The organism is Deinococcus sp. HSC-46F16, assembly GCF_024171495.1.
GTDB lineage: Bacteria > Deinococcota > Deinococci > Deinococcales > Deinococcaceae > Deinococcus.
On the sequence record NZ_JALJZW010000001.1, the window covers coordinates 104,578 to 121,882 of the forward strand.

Sequence of the window (17,305 nt, forward strand, 5' to 3'; positions counted from 1 at the left end):
CCCCCTCAGTCGAACTTCACGCGCAGGCTGGTCACGTAGATCGCCGTGAACACCATGATGATCAGGAAGATCAGCACGCTGATCGCGCTGCCGAACCCGAACTGCGAGTTCAGGATCAGCTCCTGCCGGGCATAGATGCTCATGGTGATCGTCTCCGGGGCGTTCCCCTTCACGATGTAAGGCATATCGAACACCCGCAGCGCGTCCAGCGTGCGGAAGATCAGCGCGACCAGAAGGGCGGGCGTCAGCAGCGGCAGGGTCAGCCGCCAGAACTGGGTCCACTTGTTCGCGCCGTCCACGTCGGCGGCCTCGTACATGTCGCTGGGAATGGTCTGGAGCCCCGCCAGCAGCAGCAGCGCCATGAAGGGGGTGGTCTTCCACACGTCCACCGCGATCAGCGCGGCGAGCGCCGTGTCGGGGTTGCTCAGGAAGGACTGGCCTGCCTGCAAGAAGCCTAGGCGCTGGCCCCAGTCCGAGATGATCCCGAACGAGTCGTTGTACATCCAGTTCCACATCTGGGCGCTCACCACGGTGGGAATCGCCCAGGGCACCAGAATCGCGGTGCGCAGCAGGCCCCGGCCCCGGATCTTGGAATTGATGATCAGCGCGAACGCCAGCCCCAGCACGGTTTCCAGCAGCACGCTGCCCACGGTGAACTTGACCGTGTTCCACACCGACTGCCACCACTCGGGAATTTGCAGCACGCCCAGCCCGGTGCCGTCTTCGGTGGTGAACCAGTAGTTGCCCAGCCCGATCCACCTCGGGGCCGGGTCGGTCAGGATGTTGTACTCGGTAAACGACAGGTAGATCGTCCGCAGCAGCGGGTACCCGGCGACGGCGGCCAGCACCAGCAGCATGGGCACGAGCAGCAGCAGCGCCACGCGGGTGCGGCTGGCTTGCAGGCCCCGGCCCGGCCGTGCGGGGGCCGCCGTGGGGCGGGAGGGAAGGGGAGTGGTCATCGGAGGCACCTCGCGGGGCAGGGGAGAGGAGCGGGAAAGCAAAAAGGGTGCCCCGTGAGTGGGGGCACCCGGACTCCGGGGGCGGCGGGACTCGCGGCGCCGCCCGCGCGGGTCTTACCAGCCGCGTCCCTTGATGCGGTTGAGCTGGCCTTCGAGGGTCTTCATGGCCGGGCCAGGAGCGCTCTTCTTGGTCAGCACGTTGTAGACGGCGGTGCTGAAGGCGTCACTGACCTGGTTGTACTTGCTGCCGGTCACGGTCGCGGGGCGGGCCACCGCGTTGGTGAACACGTCGTACAGGCTGCCGAAGAAGGGCACGGCCTTGAGCACGTCCTTGTCCTTGTACAGAGAAGCGATGGTGGGGTTGTAGCTGGCTTCCACCGCGCGGCGCTTCTGCTCCTGCACGCCGGTCAGGTACTGCACCAGGCTGGCGGCTTCCTTGGGGTTCTTGGAGTAGGCGTTCACGGCGAGCTGCCAGCCACCCAGCGTTGCGGCGGGCTTGCCGCCGGGGCCTGCAGGCAGGGCCGCCACGCCGATCTTGCCGCGCACGGCGCTGCCCTTTTCCTGTCCGGCCGCATAAGCGTAGGGCCAGTTGCGCATAAAGGCCGCGTTCCCGGCCTGCCACACGTTGCGGGCTTCTTCCTCACCGTAGGTCGTCACGGCCTGCGGCGCCACGGTGCCCACCAGCCCCTGGATCGCTTGCAGCGCCTGCACGGTCTTGGCGTTGTTGACCGTCACCTTGCCGCTGGAATCCACGATGGTTCCGCCGCCGAAGGAGCTGATCCACTCCAGCGCGTCGCAGGTCAGGCCCTCGTAGTTCTTGCCCTGGAAGACGAAGCCCACGAAGCGGGAGTTGGTCTTGCGCTCGCCCGCCTGGATCTTTTGGGCCATCGTCGCGAGTTCGTTCCAGGTCTTGGGGGGCTTGGTGTAGCCGTACTTCTTCAGCAGATCGGTGCGGTAGTACAGCACGCCCGCGTCGGTGAAAAAGGGCATGCCCACCAGCTTGCCGCCGATGGTGTTGTTCTGCACGATGGCCGGGAAGTGCCGGTTGATCTCCGCCGCCGGGATGTACTTCTTCATGTCGAGCAGGTGCTGGCCGATCAGGCCCGGCCACACCACGTCGATCATGTACACGTCCACGTCCGCCGAGCGGGCGCCGAGCTGCTGCTGGTACAGGGCGAGGCGCTGGTCGGTTTCCTTAGGCACCTGAATCAGCCGGACGGTGTTGCCCGTCTGCTTGGCCCAGGCGTCGGCGCCCTTCTTGCACTCGTCAAAGCCCTGGCCCACCGAGTCGCACGCAAAGGTCAGGGTCACGGCCCCTGCCTGGCTCACGGCGGCGCAGGCGAGGGTCAGGCTCAAGCTGGCAAGCACTCGTTTCATGGTTCTCCCTCCGCTGCCTGGAACTTGCCGGAGCCACCCCCTCGGCAGCGCACGGGCTTCCGGTGCGGAAGCGGTTCCAGAACAGACGTTGTCGGTACCCCGAAGGCTACTGCCCCCGGCTGGGGGTGTCAATCGTCCTTCGTCGGGGGCAGGAGTCCTGTTGATTCCAGGAACGGCGGGAGCCAAGGAAGGGACGTGCCGGGCCAGGGGCCGGGAACTGTTCTGGACCGGGGCGCGTACCTGTGATTCCCCTGCGGGGCTGCCGCCCGACCGTGAGGCGGCTTCCGGGGAGCTGGGGGGTCTTTGCTAGACTGACCCGTTTCAGGCCCCCGGCGCTCTCTGGGGTTTCAGCCACACTGGCCACAGGCGCCGAGTTTTCCTCTATCGTTTCTCTCCCGCCGCCAGTTTTCCGGCCGTGGCCACCTTTCGGCCTCTCCCCGCACCGGCCCCGGCGCCCTAGGAGTCCGCATGGCAGAACCCACCCGAGCACGCGCCCGCACCAAGGCTTCCGCGCCCGCCGCTCCGGCCCCCGAAGTGGCCGGGGCCGTCACCCCCGCCGCCCCCAAGACCCGCAAGGCGCCCCGGCCCAAGGCCGCCGCCACCCCGGCCCCCACCGCCGAGGCCGAAGCGGCCCCCACTCCCGCACCGAAGAAGGCCCCGGCCCGCAAAAAGGCCGCGCCCGCTCCCGAGGCGGCGGCTCCTGCCGAGACGGCCGAGAAGGCGGCCCCCGCGCCCCGCAAGGCGGGCAAGGCCCCGGCGGCGAGCAAGGCCGCGCCCGCCGCCAAGGGAACCGCCGTTGCCGTTCCCGCCGACAAGCCCTACTACGCGCACCCCTCCATTCAGGAACTGCTGAAGGTGGGCAAGGCGGCGGGCGTCCTCACAAGCGAGGAGATCGCGGCGGCGCTGTCGGTGGCCCTCGAAGCCTCCGGCCTCGACCCCGAGAGCGCGGAAGCCTTCGAGGACATGCAGCTCTTCCTCGCCGCGCAGCAGATTGAGGTGCAGGACGAGGGCGAGGACGAGGACGACGACCTCGACGAGGAGACTGAAGGCCCGGCCGCCACCGCCGCCGCCGACACCGACGACGAGGAGAAGTACTTCGACGACATGCCCCGCGCCGTGTCCAACGACCCGGTGCGGCAGTACCTCCACGAGATTGGCCGGGTGCCCCTGCTGACCCTCGAGGAGGAGATCGCGCTCGCCCGCCGCATTGAGGAGGGCGAAGAAGCCCGCAAGCGGCTGGAGGAGGAAGGTGACACCTTCGACGACCGCGGGCGTCGCCGCCTGATGCGCCAGATGGAAGACGGCGCCGCCGCCCGCCAGGGGCTGATCGAGGCCAACCTGCGCCTCGTGGTGTCCATCGCCAAGAAGTACACCGGGCGCGGGCTGGGCTTCCTCGACCTGATTCAGGAGGGGAACCAGGGCCTGATTCGCGCGGTCGAGAAGTTCGAGTACCGCCGCCGCTACAAGTTCTCGACCTATGCGACGTGGTGGATTCGCCAGGCGATCAATCGCGCGATCGCCGACCAGGCCCGGACCATCCGCATTCCGGTCCACATGGTCGAGACGATCAACAAGCTCACCCGCACCGCCCGCCAGCTTCAGCAGGAACTCTCGCGCGAGGCCACTTACGAGGAGATCGCCGAGGCGATGGGTCCCGGCTGGGACGCCAACAAGGTCGAGGAGGTGCAGAAGGTCAGCCAGGAGCCCGTCTCCCTCGAAACCCCCATCGGTGACGAGAAGGACTCGTTCTACGGCGACTTCATCCCCGACGAGAACCTCGACTCCCCGGTGGACAACGCGGCCAAGACCCTGCTCTCCGAGGAACTGGAAAAGGCCCTCTCCAAGCTCACCGAGCGCGAGGCGATGGTTTTGAAGTTCCGTAAGGGACTGGTGGACGGCCGCGAGCATACGCTGGAGGAAGTCGGCCAGCGCTTCAACGTGACCCGCGAGCGCATCCGCCAGATCGAGAACAAGGCGCTGCGTAAGCTCAAGTACCACGAGAGCCGCACCCGCAAGCTGCGCGACTTCCTGGACTGAACCCCCGCCCGTTCCAACTCCTGCCCCTTCGGCCCCCGTCCCCGTGGCGGGGGCTTTGGCGTGGGGCACGCAAACTCGGCCACACGCTGGGGCGGGTGCTGTTACCCTGGGGACAGATCTCCATACTTTCCTCGTCCGGGGATGCGGAACGCCTGCGCGGCGGTCCGCGTACTGAAATGACCGAGCACCGCCGACCAGGGGGCTGACGCGGCCAAAGCGCTCGTCCCCTTCGCCCCACCCACCCGGAGGCCACCCATGACGATGACCGCCGATCCCTCCCGTTCACCCCCCCGCCCCCGCTCCTTTGACCGCTCGTGGTTGCTGCTCGCAGCTCCTCTGCTGGGATTGGCAGGCTGGCCGCTGTGGCTGGTGGGGGGCAGCTTCGCCGTGCTCGTGCTGACCCGTCCGGGGCGTCCGGCGGCAGGAGCGCGGCTGCTGCTCCTGCTGCTGTTGGCGGGGCTGAGCAGCGTGCCGGGCCTGCTGGCCGCATCCGACTTCACTGGGCTGGTGGCGGCGGCGCGAACGGCGTTTCCCATGCTGCTGGGCGTGGCGCTCCTGCATGCTGGACTGCGGTCACTGGAGGGGGGGCGGCGGTTCCTGGGTGCCGGAGTGCTGGGCATGCTGCTGCTGGGGGCGGCCCTGTTCGGAGGGGGTCTGGGGCTCTCGCTGGGGCTGGGAGTAGGCCTGTTCGCATTGCTGCTGGCCGTGCTGGGCGCACCGGGGCCGGAAGACCGGGCGCTGCGGCCTCTGAGCGGGCAGGGGGCGGCGCTGCGGTGGCTCCTGGTCGCCGGGGCAGGCTCGGCCGCGCTGCTCACGGTGCTGAGCCTGCCGCTGCCCACCCCACCCGCCTGGGAAGCTGACCGCAGGGGGCTGTCGCGGGTGCAGGCACGAATTGGCGGGGACTTCGAGTTTGAACGTCAACTCGGGATGAACGGCGAGAACCGCTACGCCCAGGGGTTAGGGTCCAATCAGACGAGGCGCTATGCCCCGGTCGAGGGCAGGAATCTCGATAACGACAAGGTGATCCTGGGTGGCCTGCTGGTCATGCTGGCCGTCGTATGGATTATGTGGCGCTCGCGGGGGCCGCGCAGTCGGGGGCGCCGCCCCAGGTGGTGGGAGCTTGCGGCACTGTCGGGACTGCTGCTCACGGGCAGCCTGCTGGTGCTGGGCTCGCTGACCGGGGAACCGGGAGCCCTCTCGCCCCCTGGGGGCTACAACAAGCTGGGCGAGGTCGGCCCCGCTGGCCTCCTGAGTTCGCAGGGTGGCGGCAGCATCCGCCCCTACCAGAAACAGGAGTGGCTGAACACCATGAACAACGTGGCGTTCGCCGTGCTGTTGCTCGCCGCTGCGGCGCTGGTCTGGGTGGGCTGGCACCTGACCCGCCCGTCCCGGCCGGAAGAAGACGGCCCGGAGCCTCTGCCCACCCCCACCCCGGAGGACACCACCGCCCTGCACCGGGTTCGGCGGGCCTACCGCTCGGCCCTGGCCTCGCTGACGCGGGTGGGCCTAGGCCGCGCTCCGAACGAGACGCCCGCCGAACACGCCGCACGGGTCGCGGACGACAGGCCCGACCTGGCCGACCCGCTGCGGCAGCTTCTGGCCGCGTATACCCCAGTCCGCTACGGCCTGTCGCCCTCCGAGGAAGGCGCGGAGCAGGCTGAGGCGGCGGCCCGCACGGTGGCCCGGCTGGCCCGCCCCATGTCTGCTCCCGGCGCGGGCGGTCCCGCGCTAGGCTAAGGCTCCCCGCATGACGACTCTCCCTGCCCCCCCCGCCCGGCGGCCCCTGCGCCTCGACCGTTCGTGGCTGCTGCTCGCCGCGCCCTTCGTGGCGACCTCATGGCTGCCGTGGTGGGGGGTGCTGGCCTTTTTCGCCGTGCTGCTCTTGATCCGCTTCGACCAAGCTGCCGAGATCGTGCGGGTGCCGCTGCTGCTTGCGGCTGCGTGTCTCACCGCGCTGCCGCTGCTGGCCGGGGTGGGGGATGGGGGCGGAAACGCGATCGGGGCGATTCTGGCTTATGCCGCCCTTTTCTTGCCGGTGGTGCTGACGGCGGCGGTGCTGCACATCGGCCTGAACCTTCTGGAAGTGGGCCGTCCCGCCGGGGCCGTGTGGCTCGCCCTGCTGCTCTTGCCGGGCGTGCTGGGGCTGGCTCCCAGCCCGGTCTTCGGCCTCCCGGCAGGGCTGGGGCTGGGCCTGCTGGCGCTGCTGCTGTGTGCCCTGGGCTCCACCGGACGGGAGGAGCGCCCGGCCCGCCGCCTGACGGGTTCGGGCCGCGCCGTGTGGAACGCCGCCCTTGTGGGTGGTGTGCTGGCCGGAGCACTCGCGCTGGGGACACTGGCACTAGGACCACAGCCGCAGTCCACGTTCTCGCTGGAGGGGGGAATGGGGGCGGGACAACGGGGGGAAGCTCCTGTGGGCAGTTCGGAGTCCATGTCGGAAGGCACGGTCGTGCGCCAACGCGCACCCAGCGGACCCCTCCCGGCAGGGGCCGTGCAGACGGGCGTACAGCTTCCCGGCGCCGACCTCGTGCTGTTGGGCGGGATGCTGCTCCTCATGTCGGTGATCTTCCTGCTATGGCGACTGCCCAAGCGCGTGGTGGACGGGCCGCGCCGCCTCCACTGGTGGGAGGTCGCGGCGGTGGCCGGAATGCTGCTGCTCGGGGCCATGCTGCTGTTCTACGGCATGACGGCTGGCAGCTCGGGTGGGCCGGGGGCGGCGCCGTCTGCACCCGCAGGAGAGGGTGGAATGGGAACGGGAGAGACGACGGGCGAGTCCGCGCCGGGCTGGGGCTTGGCGTTTGCTTCCTGGTTCAACCGCATTGCCTTCGCGTCCGCCGTCCTCCTCTCCATCGCCATCCTGTTTCTGGCCTGGAAGCTGCGCCGCTCTCCCGAGGAGGAAGGGGACGACGGCGAGAAGGGCGAGGACGGTTCCCCCTCCACCCCTCACCCCGAAGCCCTGCACCGGGTCCGGCTGGCTTACCGCTCGGCGCAGGCGGCGCTGGGCACGGCGGGACTGGGGCGCGGTCCGTCCGAGACGCCCGCCGAGCATGCGGCCCGCGCCAGCCTGAACCTCCCCGACCTCGCCGCCCCGCTGGGCACGCTGGTCACTGCCTACGCCCCGGTGCGCTACGGCGGCCGCGTGACCGACGAGGACGCCGACCGGGCCGAAGCCGCCGCCCGTGACATCGCCGCCCTCAGCGCCGAGTACCGCCCGCTGAACTTGCCTGACGCCCCCGACTCATCCTCCCAGGAGACCCCATGACCCACGCTGACCTGCCGACCCCGCCCGCCGACCTCGCCGCCGTGGGAAGATTCGCCCGCGCTGTGGGAGACAACGTGGCCCGCGTCCTCGTGGGCAAGGAGGGGGTCACCCGCCTGACCCTCGCCGGGATTCTGACCGGGGGGCACATCCTGCTCGAGGACGCGCCCGGCACCGGCAAGACGATGCTGGCCCGGGCGCTCGCCGCCAGCCTAGGCCTGACCTTCCGCCGGGTGCAGTTCACGCCCGACCTGCTGCCCAGCGACGTGACCGGGGTCAGCGTGTATCGCCCCGCGACCGGGACTTTCGAGTTCGTGCCCGGCCCGATCTTCACCGGCCTGCTGCTCGCCGACGAGATCAACCGCGCCACCCCCAAGACCCAGTCGGCGCTGCTGGAGGCGATGGGCGAGGGGCAGGTCACCGAGTCCGGCGTGACCCACCGCCTGCCGCAGCCCTTCGTGGTGATCGCCACCCAGAACCCGGTCGAGCACGAGGGCACCTACCGATTGCCGGAAGCGCAGCTCGACCGCTTCCTGCTCAAGCTGTCGGTGGGCTACCCCTCCCTGGAGGAGGAGGTGCAGATGCTGGGCCGCCTTCAGGGGGCGCATCCCATCGACACGCTGGGGCCGGTGAGCACGCCGGAAGACCTCCTCGCGGCGCGGGCGGCAGTCAAGGCGGTGCGCGTGTCGGACGAGCTGCGGCGCTACGCGGCGGCCCTGACCGCCCGCACCCGTTCGCACCCGCAGGTCGCGCTGGGCGGCGGTCCCCGCGCCAGCCTCGCCCTGCAAGGGGTGGCGCAGGCACTTGCGGCGCTCGACGGCCGGGCCTTTGTGGTTCCCGACGACCTCAAGGCGGCGGCCCCGGCAGTCCTGAGCCACCGTCTGAGTCTGCGAATTGAGGCGCGGCTGGCCGGAACGCCCCCCGAGAGCGTGGTTGCAGAGGTGCTGCGGGCCGAGCCTGTCCCGGCTGATCCGGCCCAATTGGCAGGGGCTCAGGCGGCGGGGGCGGTCTGAACCTCGCGGCGCTGGGACTGGTTCTGGCCGCGCTGCTGCTGGGCGTGGCGCTGGCGTGGTTCCTGGGACGCAAGCCGCCCACCGTCCGGCTGACCCGCGAGGTTCCCGGCCAGGGCTTCGAAGGCACCCGCGTCCCGTACCGGGTCCGCATCGAGATCGACACCCGGCGGCCCCTGCGCGTGATTGTGGAGGACCCCACGCCCCTCTCGGTGGTCTCCAGCGAGGTGCTCACGGCGGGCGGGCTGACGCTGGGGCAGACGGTGACCGAACTCGACGGCTCGCTGCTGCTCAACCGCCGGGGCGAGTACGCGTGGCCGGGCGGCACCCTGCGCTGGGCTGACCCGCTGGGGCTGTTCTGGCGCTCCGTGCCGATGAACGTGCCCGCCGTGATTGAGGTCTACCCCGGCACGCACGGGCTGGTGCTGCCCGACCTGCTGCGTCCGCTTCTGAGCGAGGGCCAGCTCTCGCGCACGCTGGGCCTTGAAGACCCCATCAGCCTGCGGGGGGCGCGGCCCTACGTATCCGGGGACCCGCCGGGGCGGGTGCACTGGCGGCTCTCGGCCCGCAGCGGCGACCTCACCGTGCGCGAACTCGACCGCACCGCCGCGAGCAGCCTGACCGTCTTCGTGGACACCTCTGGCACCGACGTGTTCGTGAACAGCGCCGTGCGGCTGGCGAGCAGTCTGATTCAGGAAGCGCTGGCCCTCGACCTGCCCGTCAGCGTGGCGACGCCCGCCGGGGCGACCCCCAGCGGGCGTACTCCGGAGGCGCTGCGGGCGGCCCTGCGGCTGCTGGCGCGGCTGGAGCCGCAGGACCCCCGCGTGGTGGGCACGCCCCTCGTCATCCCGCCCATCCGCGCGGGGGGCAACCTGATCGTGCTGACCCAGAAAGCGCCGCCCGAACTCGTCGAGGGGGCGATGAAGGCGCGGGCGAGCGCCAGCCGGGTCGCTATCGTCGCCATCCCCGAGGGCTTCTACCTCGAACCCGGCGAGAACCCGCGTCGCCAGTGGGTCGGTGCCCCCGACACGGTGCGCGATCTGGAACGCCGCGCCGGGATTCTGGCGGAGGTGGGCGTGCTGGTGTTCGTGCTGCGCGGCAACCAGAGCGTGCTGCGGCTGGGGGCCTGAATCGCTAAAGGGAGCCTCAGCCCGCGCCCGTAAGTGCCCTGCTAGCGTAATTCCATGACCGGACCTGATGACCACACCAACGACGTGCCCAAGACGGAAGAAGAAATCAGCAACGTGGACCTCCAGTTCATGGGCCGCACCGACGAGCGCCGCGACGCCCTCAAGGACGCCCGAGCCGAGGCCCGCAACGCCGACGAGTTCGAGGAACGCGGGCTGGACAAGCAGGACGTGGCCTCGCAGGGCAGCATGATCGCCAGCGACCCCGCCAGCACGATTCCCGGCGACGAGACCTCCGAGGACACCGAGCAGGGCTGAACGTCCAGCCCCCAGCACCCGGCCTGAGTGCCGGGTGTTTTTTGCTGGGGGCTACTTCCCCACGCAGAAGTTCCGGAACACCGCGTCCACCACGTCTTCCGACACGTCGCGGCCCGTGAGTTCGGCCAGAGCTCGCAGGGCTTCTTCCAGCTCGTACCCGGCGAGGTCGTCGGGGAGGGTGCGGGCGGCCTGGACGTGCGCCAGCGCCCGCCGGGCGGCGTCGGCCTGGCGCTCGGTGGTGAGCCACGCCTCGCCCCGCGCCGCGTCCCCGAGGAGGGCAGCGTGGATGGCATCCCGCAATTCGGGCAGGCCCGCGCCCGTCACGGCGCTCACCGCCAGTGCCCCGGCGTCCTCCCAGGCGGCGGGCAGGTCGGCCTTCGTTCGCACGCGGATCACCCGTGCCCCCGGCGGCAGGTCCACCGGCAGTGCCTCGCGGGGCAGACTGCCGTCCTCCAGCGCCAGCACGAGGTCGGCCCCCTGCGCGAGGCTGACCGCCTGACGCACGCCCGCCGCCTCCACCTCGTCGGCCGTCTCGCGCAGGCCCGCCGTGTCCACCAGGGTCACGGGCACTCCGGCGAGCGAGAGCTGCGCTTCCAGATAGTCGCGGGTGGTGCCTGGGATGGGCGTCACGATGGAGCGCTCGTAGCCCAGCAGCGCGTTCAGCAGGCTGCTCTTGCCCGCGTTGGGGCGCCCGATCAGCGCCAGCCGTGCCCCCCGCGTGGCGACCTGCCCGGCGCGGGCCGTGGCGACGAGTGCAGCGAGGTCAGCTTCTGCCTGCGCGAGCGGCGCGGCTCGTTCCTCCTCGGGCACACCTTCTTCGGGGTAGTCCAGCATCGCCTGAATCGCGGCCAGGGTACGGGTCAGGGCCGCCGCGATGCGGTCCACGCGGTTCCCCAGCGCCCCCGACAGCCCCAGCGCCGCCTGCCGCCGCGCGGTGTCGGTGCCCGCGTTGACGAGGTCCAGCACCGCTTCGGCCTGCGCGAGGTCGAGCCGCCCGGCGAGGTAGGCCCGCAGGGTGAATTCACCGGGCCGGGCGGGCCGTGCCCCGAGGTCCAGCGCCCGCGCGAGCAGCCGCGAGAGCACCGCCGGGCTGCCGTGCGTCTGGAACTCGGCCACGTCCTCGCCCGTGTACGAGTGCGGCCCCCGGAAGACGAGGCACAGGCCGTCGTCCAGCCGTTCGCCGCCTTCCGCCACGAATTCCCCGTACAGGAAGCGCCCGCCCCCCGTCCGGCTGGGCTGCCCGCGCCCCCGGAACAGGCCGTCGGCCACCCGCAGGGCGCTTGGCCCACTCACCCGCACGATGCCCACCCCCGCGTGGCCGGGGGCGGTGGCGATGGCGGCGATGGTGTCCGATAAGCCGAGGCGGGTCACGGGGGAGAGGGTAGCAGGGGCGAAGGGGCGGGTTTGGGGCCGCGCCCGGCCTCCGGCCCAGGCTGTGACAGGGCTGTGATGGCCCCCGCCGCACACTCCTCCCACAGTTCAGCTCAACCCCTTGGAGGTTTGCATGCGCCCACGTCCTGTCCTGATCGCCGCGGCCCTGTTGGCCGCCCTGCCCTCCGCCGCCCAGGCCCGGTCCCTGGCCGCGGTCAAAACGAGCGGCGTCCTGAAGTTGGCGACGAGCGCCGACTTCGAGCCGTTCAACTTTTTGCAGGGCGGCAAGCCCACCGGGTTCGAGGTGGAACTCGGGGAAGCGGTCGCCCGCAAGTTGGGCCTCCGGGCCGAGTGGGTTATCCGGCCGTTCGACGGTCTGCTGCGCGACCTCGCGGCCCGCCCCGGCGAGATTGACGTGGTCATCGCCTCGCACGCGATCACCAGCACGCGGCTCCAGACGGTGGATTTCAGCACCCCCCACTACTGCACGGGCGGCGTCATCCTGACCCGCCGGGGCGGGCCGCTGACCAGCAAGGCGCTCGCGGGCAAGACCCTGGGGGCCGAGGCGGGCAGCACCTACTTCGGCTTTTTGCGCAAGCTCCCCTTCGAAAAGAGCGTGCAGGTGTACCCCAGCTCCCAGGCGGCCATTCAGGCGGCCGCCACCGCCAAGGTCGACGCCGTCGTGACCGACCGTTTCGCGGCGCTGGGGGCGCTCAAGACCTACTCCAAGGCCAACCTCGTCATGGGGGACACCCTCTGGAAAGAGCAGGTCGGCCTCGCCCTCGCCAAGGGGAACGGCGACCTGCGCCTGGCCGTGAACGGGGCGCTCAAGGCACTGATGCAGGACGGCACGTACGCCCAGCTCAGCCAGAAGTACTTCGGTCAGGACGTGCGCTGCTGACTCCAAGGGAGGGGGGCGAGCGGCTGGGAGTGTTCCCGACCCCGCTCGCCCCCGCGTGGGGTGGCCTTAAGCCCCCTTCTTCCACTTCCCCTTGCTGCGGTTGCCCGGCTTGTTCCCCGGCGTGGCGGTGCGTGTCCTGATTTTTTCGTCGTCGTAGCGCAGCATCACGGCGAGGCGGGCGCGGGAGATGATGTGGTGGGGCTGCTTGGGAACGAACGCCGTCACCACGTCGAGGTAGCCGTCGTGGGCGTGCTCCACCACCACGTGCAGCGGCAGCGCCACCCCGCAGGCCTCGAAATAGCCGCACACCAGCCAGCGGCGGTCCTCGGGGTACACGGCCCGCACCCGCCCGGCCACAAGCACCTGAATGATGTCGTGCTCCAGAAAGCCCTCCGCGCGGGCGTGCCCGATGGCGTGGGGGCAGAGGTGATACTTGCCCTCGTATACGGCGTCGCGCAGCCGGGCATGCGCCCGCGAGAGGCTGTGCTCGCTGGTGTCCACCCCGGCCAGTTCGACCTCGCGCTGGGGCTTGACGGGTTTGAGGCGCAGGTTCTCGGGCCGGGCGGGGGGCGGCGTCGGGGCGCGGCGGGCGGCCTTCTCCGCGCGGGCAAGCTGCGCCCGCAAGGAGAGCAGGTCGGTGCCGCCCGTCTGGGGGCGCGGTTTGGGGTCGGGGGATTTGGTCATGGGGGCAACCTCCCGTCGGCCTTCTGGGGCGGGGGGGCCAGGGTCACGCCGCCCCCTTAAACGAAAACGTCCCCGTCCACACGTCTGGCGTGTTGGTGGGGAAGGAAGGCGTCGTACCCTGCTTCAGGGCATAGCCGGAGCATAGCACGCGCGGGCCGGGGCGCGGGGTGAGGGACCGGGCAGACGTGAGCGGCGCCACTTTCTAGGCTGAGCGTCATCTCCACCGCCCGCCCCGGCTCCCCGCCCCCCCGCCCCTCCGGAGGTCTGTCCATGATTCGCCCCATGCAAGCGACCGATGCCCCCGACGTGCTGGCCCTGCTGGCCTGGATGGACGACGCCCCCGAGCGTGAGGTCTTCGCCCCCGACGCCCGCGACGAGCACGAGCTGCGCGGCGAGTGCGAGGACCGGGTGTGCCTGGTGGCCGAGGGCCTCGACGGGGCGGTGGAGGCCTACTGCGGCCTGGCGCCCTTCCGGGACGGCCTGGTGCTCGAAGGCCCGCTGGGGGAAGGCGACCTGCCCGGCTTGCTCGCGCGGGCGGTGGAGCGGGCCGATGGGCTGCCGGTGTACGCCTTTGCCGCCCGCGACAACCTCGCCGCGCGGGAGGCGCTCGAAGCGTGCGGCTTCACGCCCATGCACACCACCGACTTCTACACGGCGCGTGTGCCCGACCTCGCCCGGCAGGCCCGCGTGCCGGAGGGCTACGCGGCGACCGATCACCTCACGCCCGCCGCCTACCGCGCCCTGTACCGCGCCGCCGAGGACGCCTGGTCCGAGCGCCTCGACTGGACCGACGCCGAGTTGCAGACCCATTTCGCCCGCGACGACGTGCGGCTGGTGGCCTTGACGCGCGGCGGGCAGCCCGTGGGCTTCGCTGAGCTGGAGCTGAACCCCGAAGCGTCGCGGGCCGACCTGACCTACCTCGCCGTTCATCCCGCCGAGCGCGGCCAGCGGCTGGGGCGGGTGCTGCTGGCGCTCGCCGCCGCCGAGGCCGCCGCCTTTCCCGAACTGCGCACCCTCCGCGCCCGCGCCCACGACCACGCCCGCCCCGCCCGCGCCCTGTACGCCCACGCGGGCCTGACCCACTGCCGCTCGGTGGTGACGTACCTGCGGGACGACACGGAGGGCGAGGCGTAGGGGGCGTTCGGCCGTCCGCGCTCCCCCACATTCCCCCCGTCCCACCTCCTCTAGCCTGACCCCCTATGGGCAAACGCGACCGCCAAGGCCCCCGGCCCGCCTACGTGACGCTGCGCGACCTGCCCGGCACCCGGCTGATGTTCTGGGTGGTGGACGAGTGCCCCTACTGCGCGGGACGGCACCTGCACCCGGCGGGCAACCTCCGCACTGCCGACCCCGGTGAGCGGCTGGGCGAGCAGCCTACCCCCTGCGACCCCACGCGAACCTACGAGTTGCAACTCCCTCCCCGCCCCAAGAAGAAGTCGGGCAAGCAGGCCCGCCGCAAGGAACGCCGGGAGGGGCGGGGGTTGGGGCTGGACTGGGACGACGAGTAAGACGGGGGGAGACGGACGCGGAAGTCACTTCTCCGCGTCCGTCTCGTTGGCCCTTAGTGGTGCTCGTGTGCCCCGCCCTGCGCCGCGTCCGGTGGGGGCGGCAGGTCCTCCCCGCGCTGGCGCAGCAGGTCTTCCATCAGGCGAATCTCGCCGCCCTGGGTGGCCTGAATCTGCCGGGCGAGGGTGCGGACCTCCGGGCGAATCCCGTTGCCGAGGGCGGGTTCGACCATGCTCAGGGCGCCCTGGTGGTGGCGGATCATCAGCCGCAGGAAGTGGGCCTCGGCGCCTTGCACGGGCAGGGTGTCGATCTGGTTCAGCTCCTCGGGGGTCGCCATGCCCATCCTGCGGGCGTGCTCGGCGCTCATGCCCTCGCCGCCCCAGGGCAGGCCCCAGAGGGTCAGCCAGCCGCGCATCTGCCCGATCTGCTCCTGCTGCGAGAGCACGATGTCGAGGGTCAGCGAGCGCAGGGTGCGGTCGTCGGTGCGCTCGCGCAACCGGGTCGCCATATCCACGGCCTGCGCGTGGTGCTGGGTCATCTCGCGCACGAAGCGCACCTCCGTGCTGCTCTCGGCTGGGGTGCCGGAGCGCGAAGTCAGCGCCAGCGCGACGGCCAGCAGCGCGGCGGCCAGGGCGAGTGCGGCGATGAGGGCGGGTCGGCGGGTCATGGCCGGGAGTATAGGGAGGGGCGTCGGGGGCGGTGGTCCCCGGCCGTTTTCCCTGGCCCGGTAGACTCGCCCCATGACGGGCGACGTGAACACCTCGCAGCTTCTGGGGCTGGACGCGCTGTGGGCGGCGCTGCTGGACACCTGGCGCGAGGTGGAGCGGGCGCTGGCCGCCTACGGCGCGAATGCCCTGATCGCGCTGGGACTGATCTTCGTCTACGCCCTGGTCTTCCGGCTGGCGTCGCGGGCGGGGCAGGCCTTGGTGCGGCGGCTGGTCCGGGCAGACGCGCAGGCCACGGTCGGGCGGCTCCTGCGCACGGTGCTGCGGCTGACCTTCGGGCTGCTGGTGGTGCTGTCAGTGGGGGCGCTGTTTCCGGGGCTGTCAGACTGGAGCCGCCCGGTGTTCCGGGCCTACCTGCTGCTGCTGCTGCTGTTCGTGGGCTGGAGTCTGGTGTCGCACCTGCTGCGGGCAGAGGCCGACCGCCTCGACCTCGACGCCAGCCTGCGGCTGCTGGCCCGCAATCTCACGCGGGCGGTGTGGGTGCTGCTGGGCGTGTACCTCGTCTCGGCGCAGTTCGGTATCGACCTGCTGCCCATTCTGGGGGGCCTCGGCGTGGTGGGGCTGGCGGTGGGCTTCGCCGCGCAGGACATCCTCGCCAACCTGATCAGCGGGGTCACGCTGCTGCTCGACCGCCCCTTTCGCATCGGGGACTGGATTCGCACCGAGAACCACGAGGGCCAGGTCGCCAGCCTCACCCTGCGGACCACCCGGCTGCGCACCCGCGACGGTGAGTACGTCAGCATCCCCAACAAGGACGTGGCGGGCGCAGTCGTCGAGAACCTGACGGTGGGCGGGCGGCTGCGGCTCAACATCCCGCTGGGGGTCGCCTATGAGGGCGGCGTGGAGCGGGCACGGGCCGCGTTGCTGCCGCTCCTCCAGACCTTCCCCGGTGTGCTGGCCGACCCCCCGCCCGCCGTGCTCGTGCAGGAGCTGGAGGAAAGCCGGGTGCGCCTGCTGCTGCGTTTCTGGATTGACGCAGAGGAGGTGGAGAGCTACCCGGTGACCCGGATGCGGGTGCTGGAGGCCGCCCGCGCCGCCCTGGACGCAGCGGGCCTGGAGGTGGCGTACCCCCGAATGCGGGTGCAGCTTGACCCGGCGCCGGAGGCCCATGCCGACTGAGCGCGGGCGGGGGGTGCTGGAGGGGGCAGCGATTGGCGCGGCCCTGGCCGTCCTGGCCGCCTACTTGGGCGAGATTCGGGGGACGGTCCCGCTGCTGCTCGCGCTGGTGCTGGGGGGTGGGGTGGCGGGAGCTTTCGCCCCGTCGCGGCGGGGGCTGCGGGTGGGGTCGGGCGTCGTGGCCGCCGTCTTTGCCGCGTGCCTGCTGACCCCGGTGCTCCGCGCTCCCCTTGCCGGGCTGGTGCTCTCGCAGCCCCCCGTCCGCGCCGACGCCATCGTGGTCCTGGGAGCGGGGGTGCAGTGCGGGACGGGCACGCTGGACCCCCACAGCCTCGCGCGGCTGGTGCGCGGGCTGGAGCTGTGGCGGGCCGGGTACGCGCCCCGACTGACGGTTTCCGAGCAGTCCGACCTTCTCGGCCCGGCGAGCTGCGCGCGCCAGAGCGATCTCCAACGTGCCCACATCCGCGCCCTGTACCCCCAGGGCGGCCCGGAGGTCGTCACCCTGCGCCGCGTGACGACCACCCGTGACGAGGCCGCCCGTGTCCGCGACCTCGCCCGGGCGCGGGGGTGGGGTCGCGTGCTGGTCGTGACTTCTCCCAGCCACTCACGCCGCGCGGCCCGGCTGGTGGACTCGGGTGGGGTGGAGGCCGTCAGCGTGCCCGCCGGGGAGACTCGCTTCGACATGACGCTGCCCTCCCCCTATGACCGCCTGGTGGCCGTGCGGACCCTGCTCTACGAGGGACTCTCGCGGGTCAAGGCGGGGGTGGGGGGCACGCCGGAGCGGTGAGGTAGGGTTCACCCCTCAGTCCGCTTCGCGGCCAGTTCTGCAAGCAGCTCATACGAGTCCCCTCAAGGGGAGCCAGGAAGCGCACGCAACTGTAGGGATGCTGCCCGCAAAAGCCTCCCTTCGAGGGGAGC

Annotated in this window: 16 protein-coding genes; 11 read left to right on the forward strand and 5 right to left on the reverse strand. The window is 71.4% G+C overall.

Going from position 1 to position 17,305, the window contains the following annotated elements; all coding sequences use genetic code 11:
- Positions 1-5: 5 nt before the first annotated feature.
- Both L1280_RS00625 and L1280_RS00630 read right to left on the reverse strand, forming a co-directional pair.
- Positions 6-959, reverse strand: a complete 954-nt coding sequence (locus L1280_RS00625; RefSeq protein WP_253580060.1) for a carbohydrate ABC transporter permease — start codon at positions 957-959, stop codon at positions 6-8.
- Between the two features lie 114 nt (positions 960-1,073).
- Positions 1,074-2,336 (reverse strand): ABC transporter substrate-binding protein, encoded by a 1,263-nt coding sequence (locus L1280_RS00630; protein WP_253580061.1) that lies wholly within the window; start codon positions 2,334-2,336, stop codon positions 1,074-1,076.
- 468 nt (positions 2,337-2,804) lie between these two features.
- On the opposite strand from L1280_RS00630, the gene rpoD reads away from it, so the two are divergent.
- The 6 genes from rpoD (at position 2,805) to L1280_RS00660 (ending at position 10,084) form a co-directional block, all read left to right on the forward strand.
- Complete coding sequence (gene rpoD, locus L1280_RS00635; protein ID WP_253580062.1) at positions 2,805-4,373, forward strand: RNA polymerase sigma factor RpoD; 1,569 nt, start codon at positions 2,805-2,807, stop codon at positions 4,371-4,373.
- A gap of 255 nt (positions 4,374-4,628) precedes the next feature.
- Complete coding sequence (locus tag L1280_RS00640; RefSeq protein ID WP_253580063.1) at positions 4,629-6,110, forward strand: DUF4129 domain-containing protein; 1,482 nt, start codon at positions 4,629-4,631, stop codon at positions 6,108-6,110.
- A gap of 10 nt (positions 6,111-6,120) precedes the next feature.
- Positions 6,121-7,632 (forward strand): DUF4129 domain-containing protein, encoded by a 1,512-nt coding sequence (locus L1280_RS00645; RefSeq protein ID WP_253580064.1) that lies wholly within the window; start codon positions 6,121-6,123, stop codon positions 7,630-7,632.
- Positions 7,629-8,642: a MoxR family ATPase gene (locus tag L1280_RS00650; protein ID WP_253580066.1), complete on the forward strand. Its 1,014-nt coding sequence runs from the start codon at positions 7,629-7,631 to the stop codon at positions 8,640-8,642. Before L1280_RS00645 ends, L1280_RS00650 begins: the two co-directional genes overlap by 4 nt.
- 44 nt (positions 8,643-8,686) lie before the next feature.
- Positions 8,687-9,769, forward strand: coding sequence for a DUF58 domain-containing protein (locus L1280_RS00655; protein WP_253580068.1), 1,083 nt, complete (start codon positions 8,687-8,689; stop codon positions 9,767-9,769).
- 54 nt (positions 9,770-9,823) lie between these two features.
- Positions 9,824-10,084: an M-like protein gene (locus L1280_RS00660; RefSeq protein ID WP_253580070.1), complete on the forward strand. Its 261-nt coding sequence runs from the start codon at positions 9,824-9,826 to the stop codon at positions 10,082-10,084.
- A 51-nt stretch (positions 10,085-10,135) separates the two neighbouring features.
- Here L1280_RS00660 and mnmE read toward each other — a convergent pair whose 3' ends face one another.
- Positions 10,136-11,455, reverse strand: coding sequence for a tRNA uridine-5-carboxymethylaminomethyl(34) synthesis GTPase MnmE (mnmE, locus tag L1280_RS00665; RefSeq protein WP_253580072.1), 1,320 nt, complete (start codon positions 11,453-11,455; stop codon positions 10,136-10,138).
- Positions 11,456-11,588: 133 nt separating this feature from the next.
- On the opposite strand from mnmE, the gene L1280_RS00670 reads away from it, so the two are divergent.
- Complete coding sequence (locus L1280_RS00670) at positions 11,589-12,356, forward strand: ABC transporter substrate-binding protein (RefSeq protein ID WP_253580074.1); 768 nt, start codon at positions 11,589-11,591, stop codon at positions 12,354-12,356.
- A 66-nt stretch (positions 12,357-12,422) separates the two neighbouring features.
- Here the strand turns inward: L1280_RS00670 and L1280_RS00675 are convergent, their stop codons facing one another.
- Complete coding sequence (locus tag L1280_RS00675) at positions 12,423-13,040, reverse strand: DUF4258 domain-containing protein (RefSeq protein ID WP_253580076.1); 618 nt, start codon at positions 13,038-13,040, stop codon at positions 12,423-12,425.
- 270 nt (positions 13,041-13,310) lie between these two features.
- On the opposite strand from L1280_RS00675, the gene L1280_RS00680 reads away from it, so the two are divergent.
- Both L1280_RS00680 and L1280_RS00685 read left to right on the forward strand, forming a co-directional pair.
- Positions 13,311-14,174, forward strand: coding sequence for a GNAT family N-acetyltransferase (locus L1280_RS00680; RefSeq protein WP_253580078.1), 864 nt, complete (start codon positions 13,311-13,313; stop codon positions 14,172-14,174).
- Between the two features lie 65 nt (positions 14,175-14,239).
- A complete protein-coding gene (locus tag L1280_RS00685) occupies positions 14,240-14,548 on the forward strand; it encodes a hypothetical protein (protein WP_253580080.1) in 309 nt (102 codons plus the stop codon).
- 53 nt (positions 14,549-14,601) lie between these two features.
- Here L1280_RS00685 and L1280_RS00690 read toward each other — a convergent pair whose 3' ends face one another.
- On the reverse strand, positions 14,602-15,213 hold the full coding sequence (locus tag L1280_RS00690; protein ID WP_253580082.1) for a DUF305 domain-containing protein: 612 nt from the start codon (positions 15,211-15,213) through the stop codon (positions 14,602-14,604).
- A gap of 73 nt (positions 15,214-15,286) precedes the next feature.
- Here L1280_RS00690 and L1280_RS15730 point away from each other — a divergent pair, with 73 nt between their 5' ends.
- Both L1280_RS15730 and L1280_RS00700 read left to right on the forward strand, forming a co-directional pair.
- Complete coding sequence (locus L1280_RS15730) at positions 15,287-16,390, forward strand: mechanosensitive ion channel family protein (RefSeq protein WP_305881862.1); 1,104 nt, start codon at positions 15,287-15,289, stop codon at positions 16,388-16,390.
- A complete protein-coding gene (locus L1280_RS00700) occupies positions 16,380-17,174 on the forward strand; it encodes a YdcF family protein (RefSeq protein ID WP_253580084.1) in 795 nt (264 codons plus the stop codon). The genes L1280_RS15730 and L1280_RS00700 overlap by 11 nt, the downstream gene beginning before the upstream one ends.
- Positions 17,175-17,305: the final 131 nt, after the last annotated feature.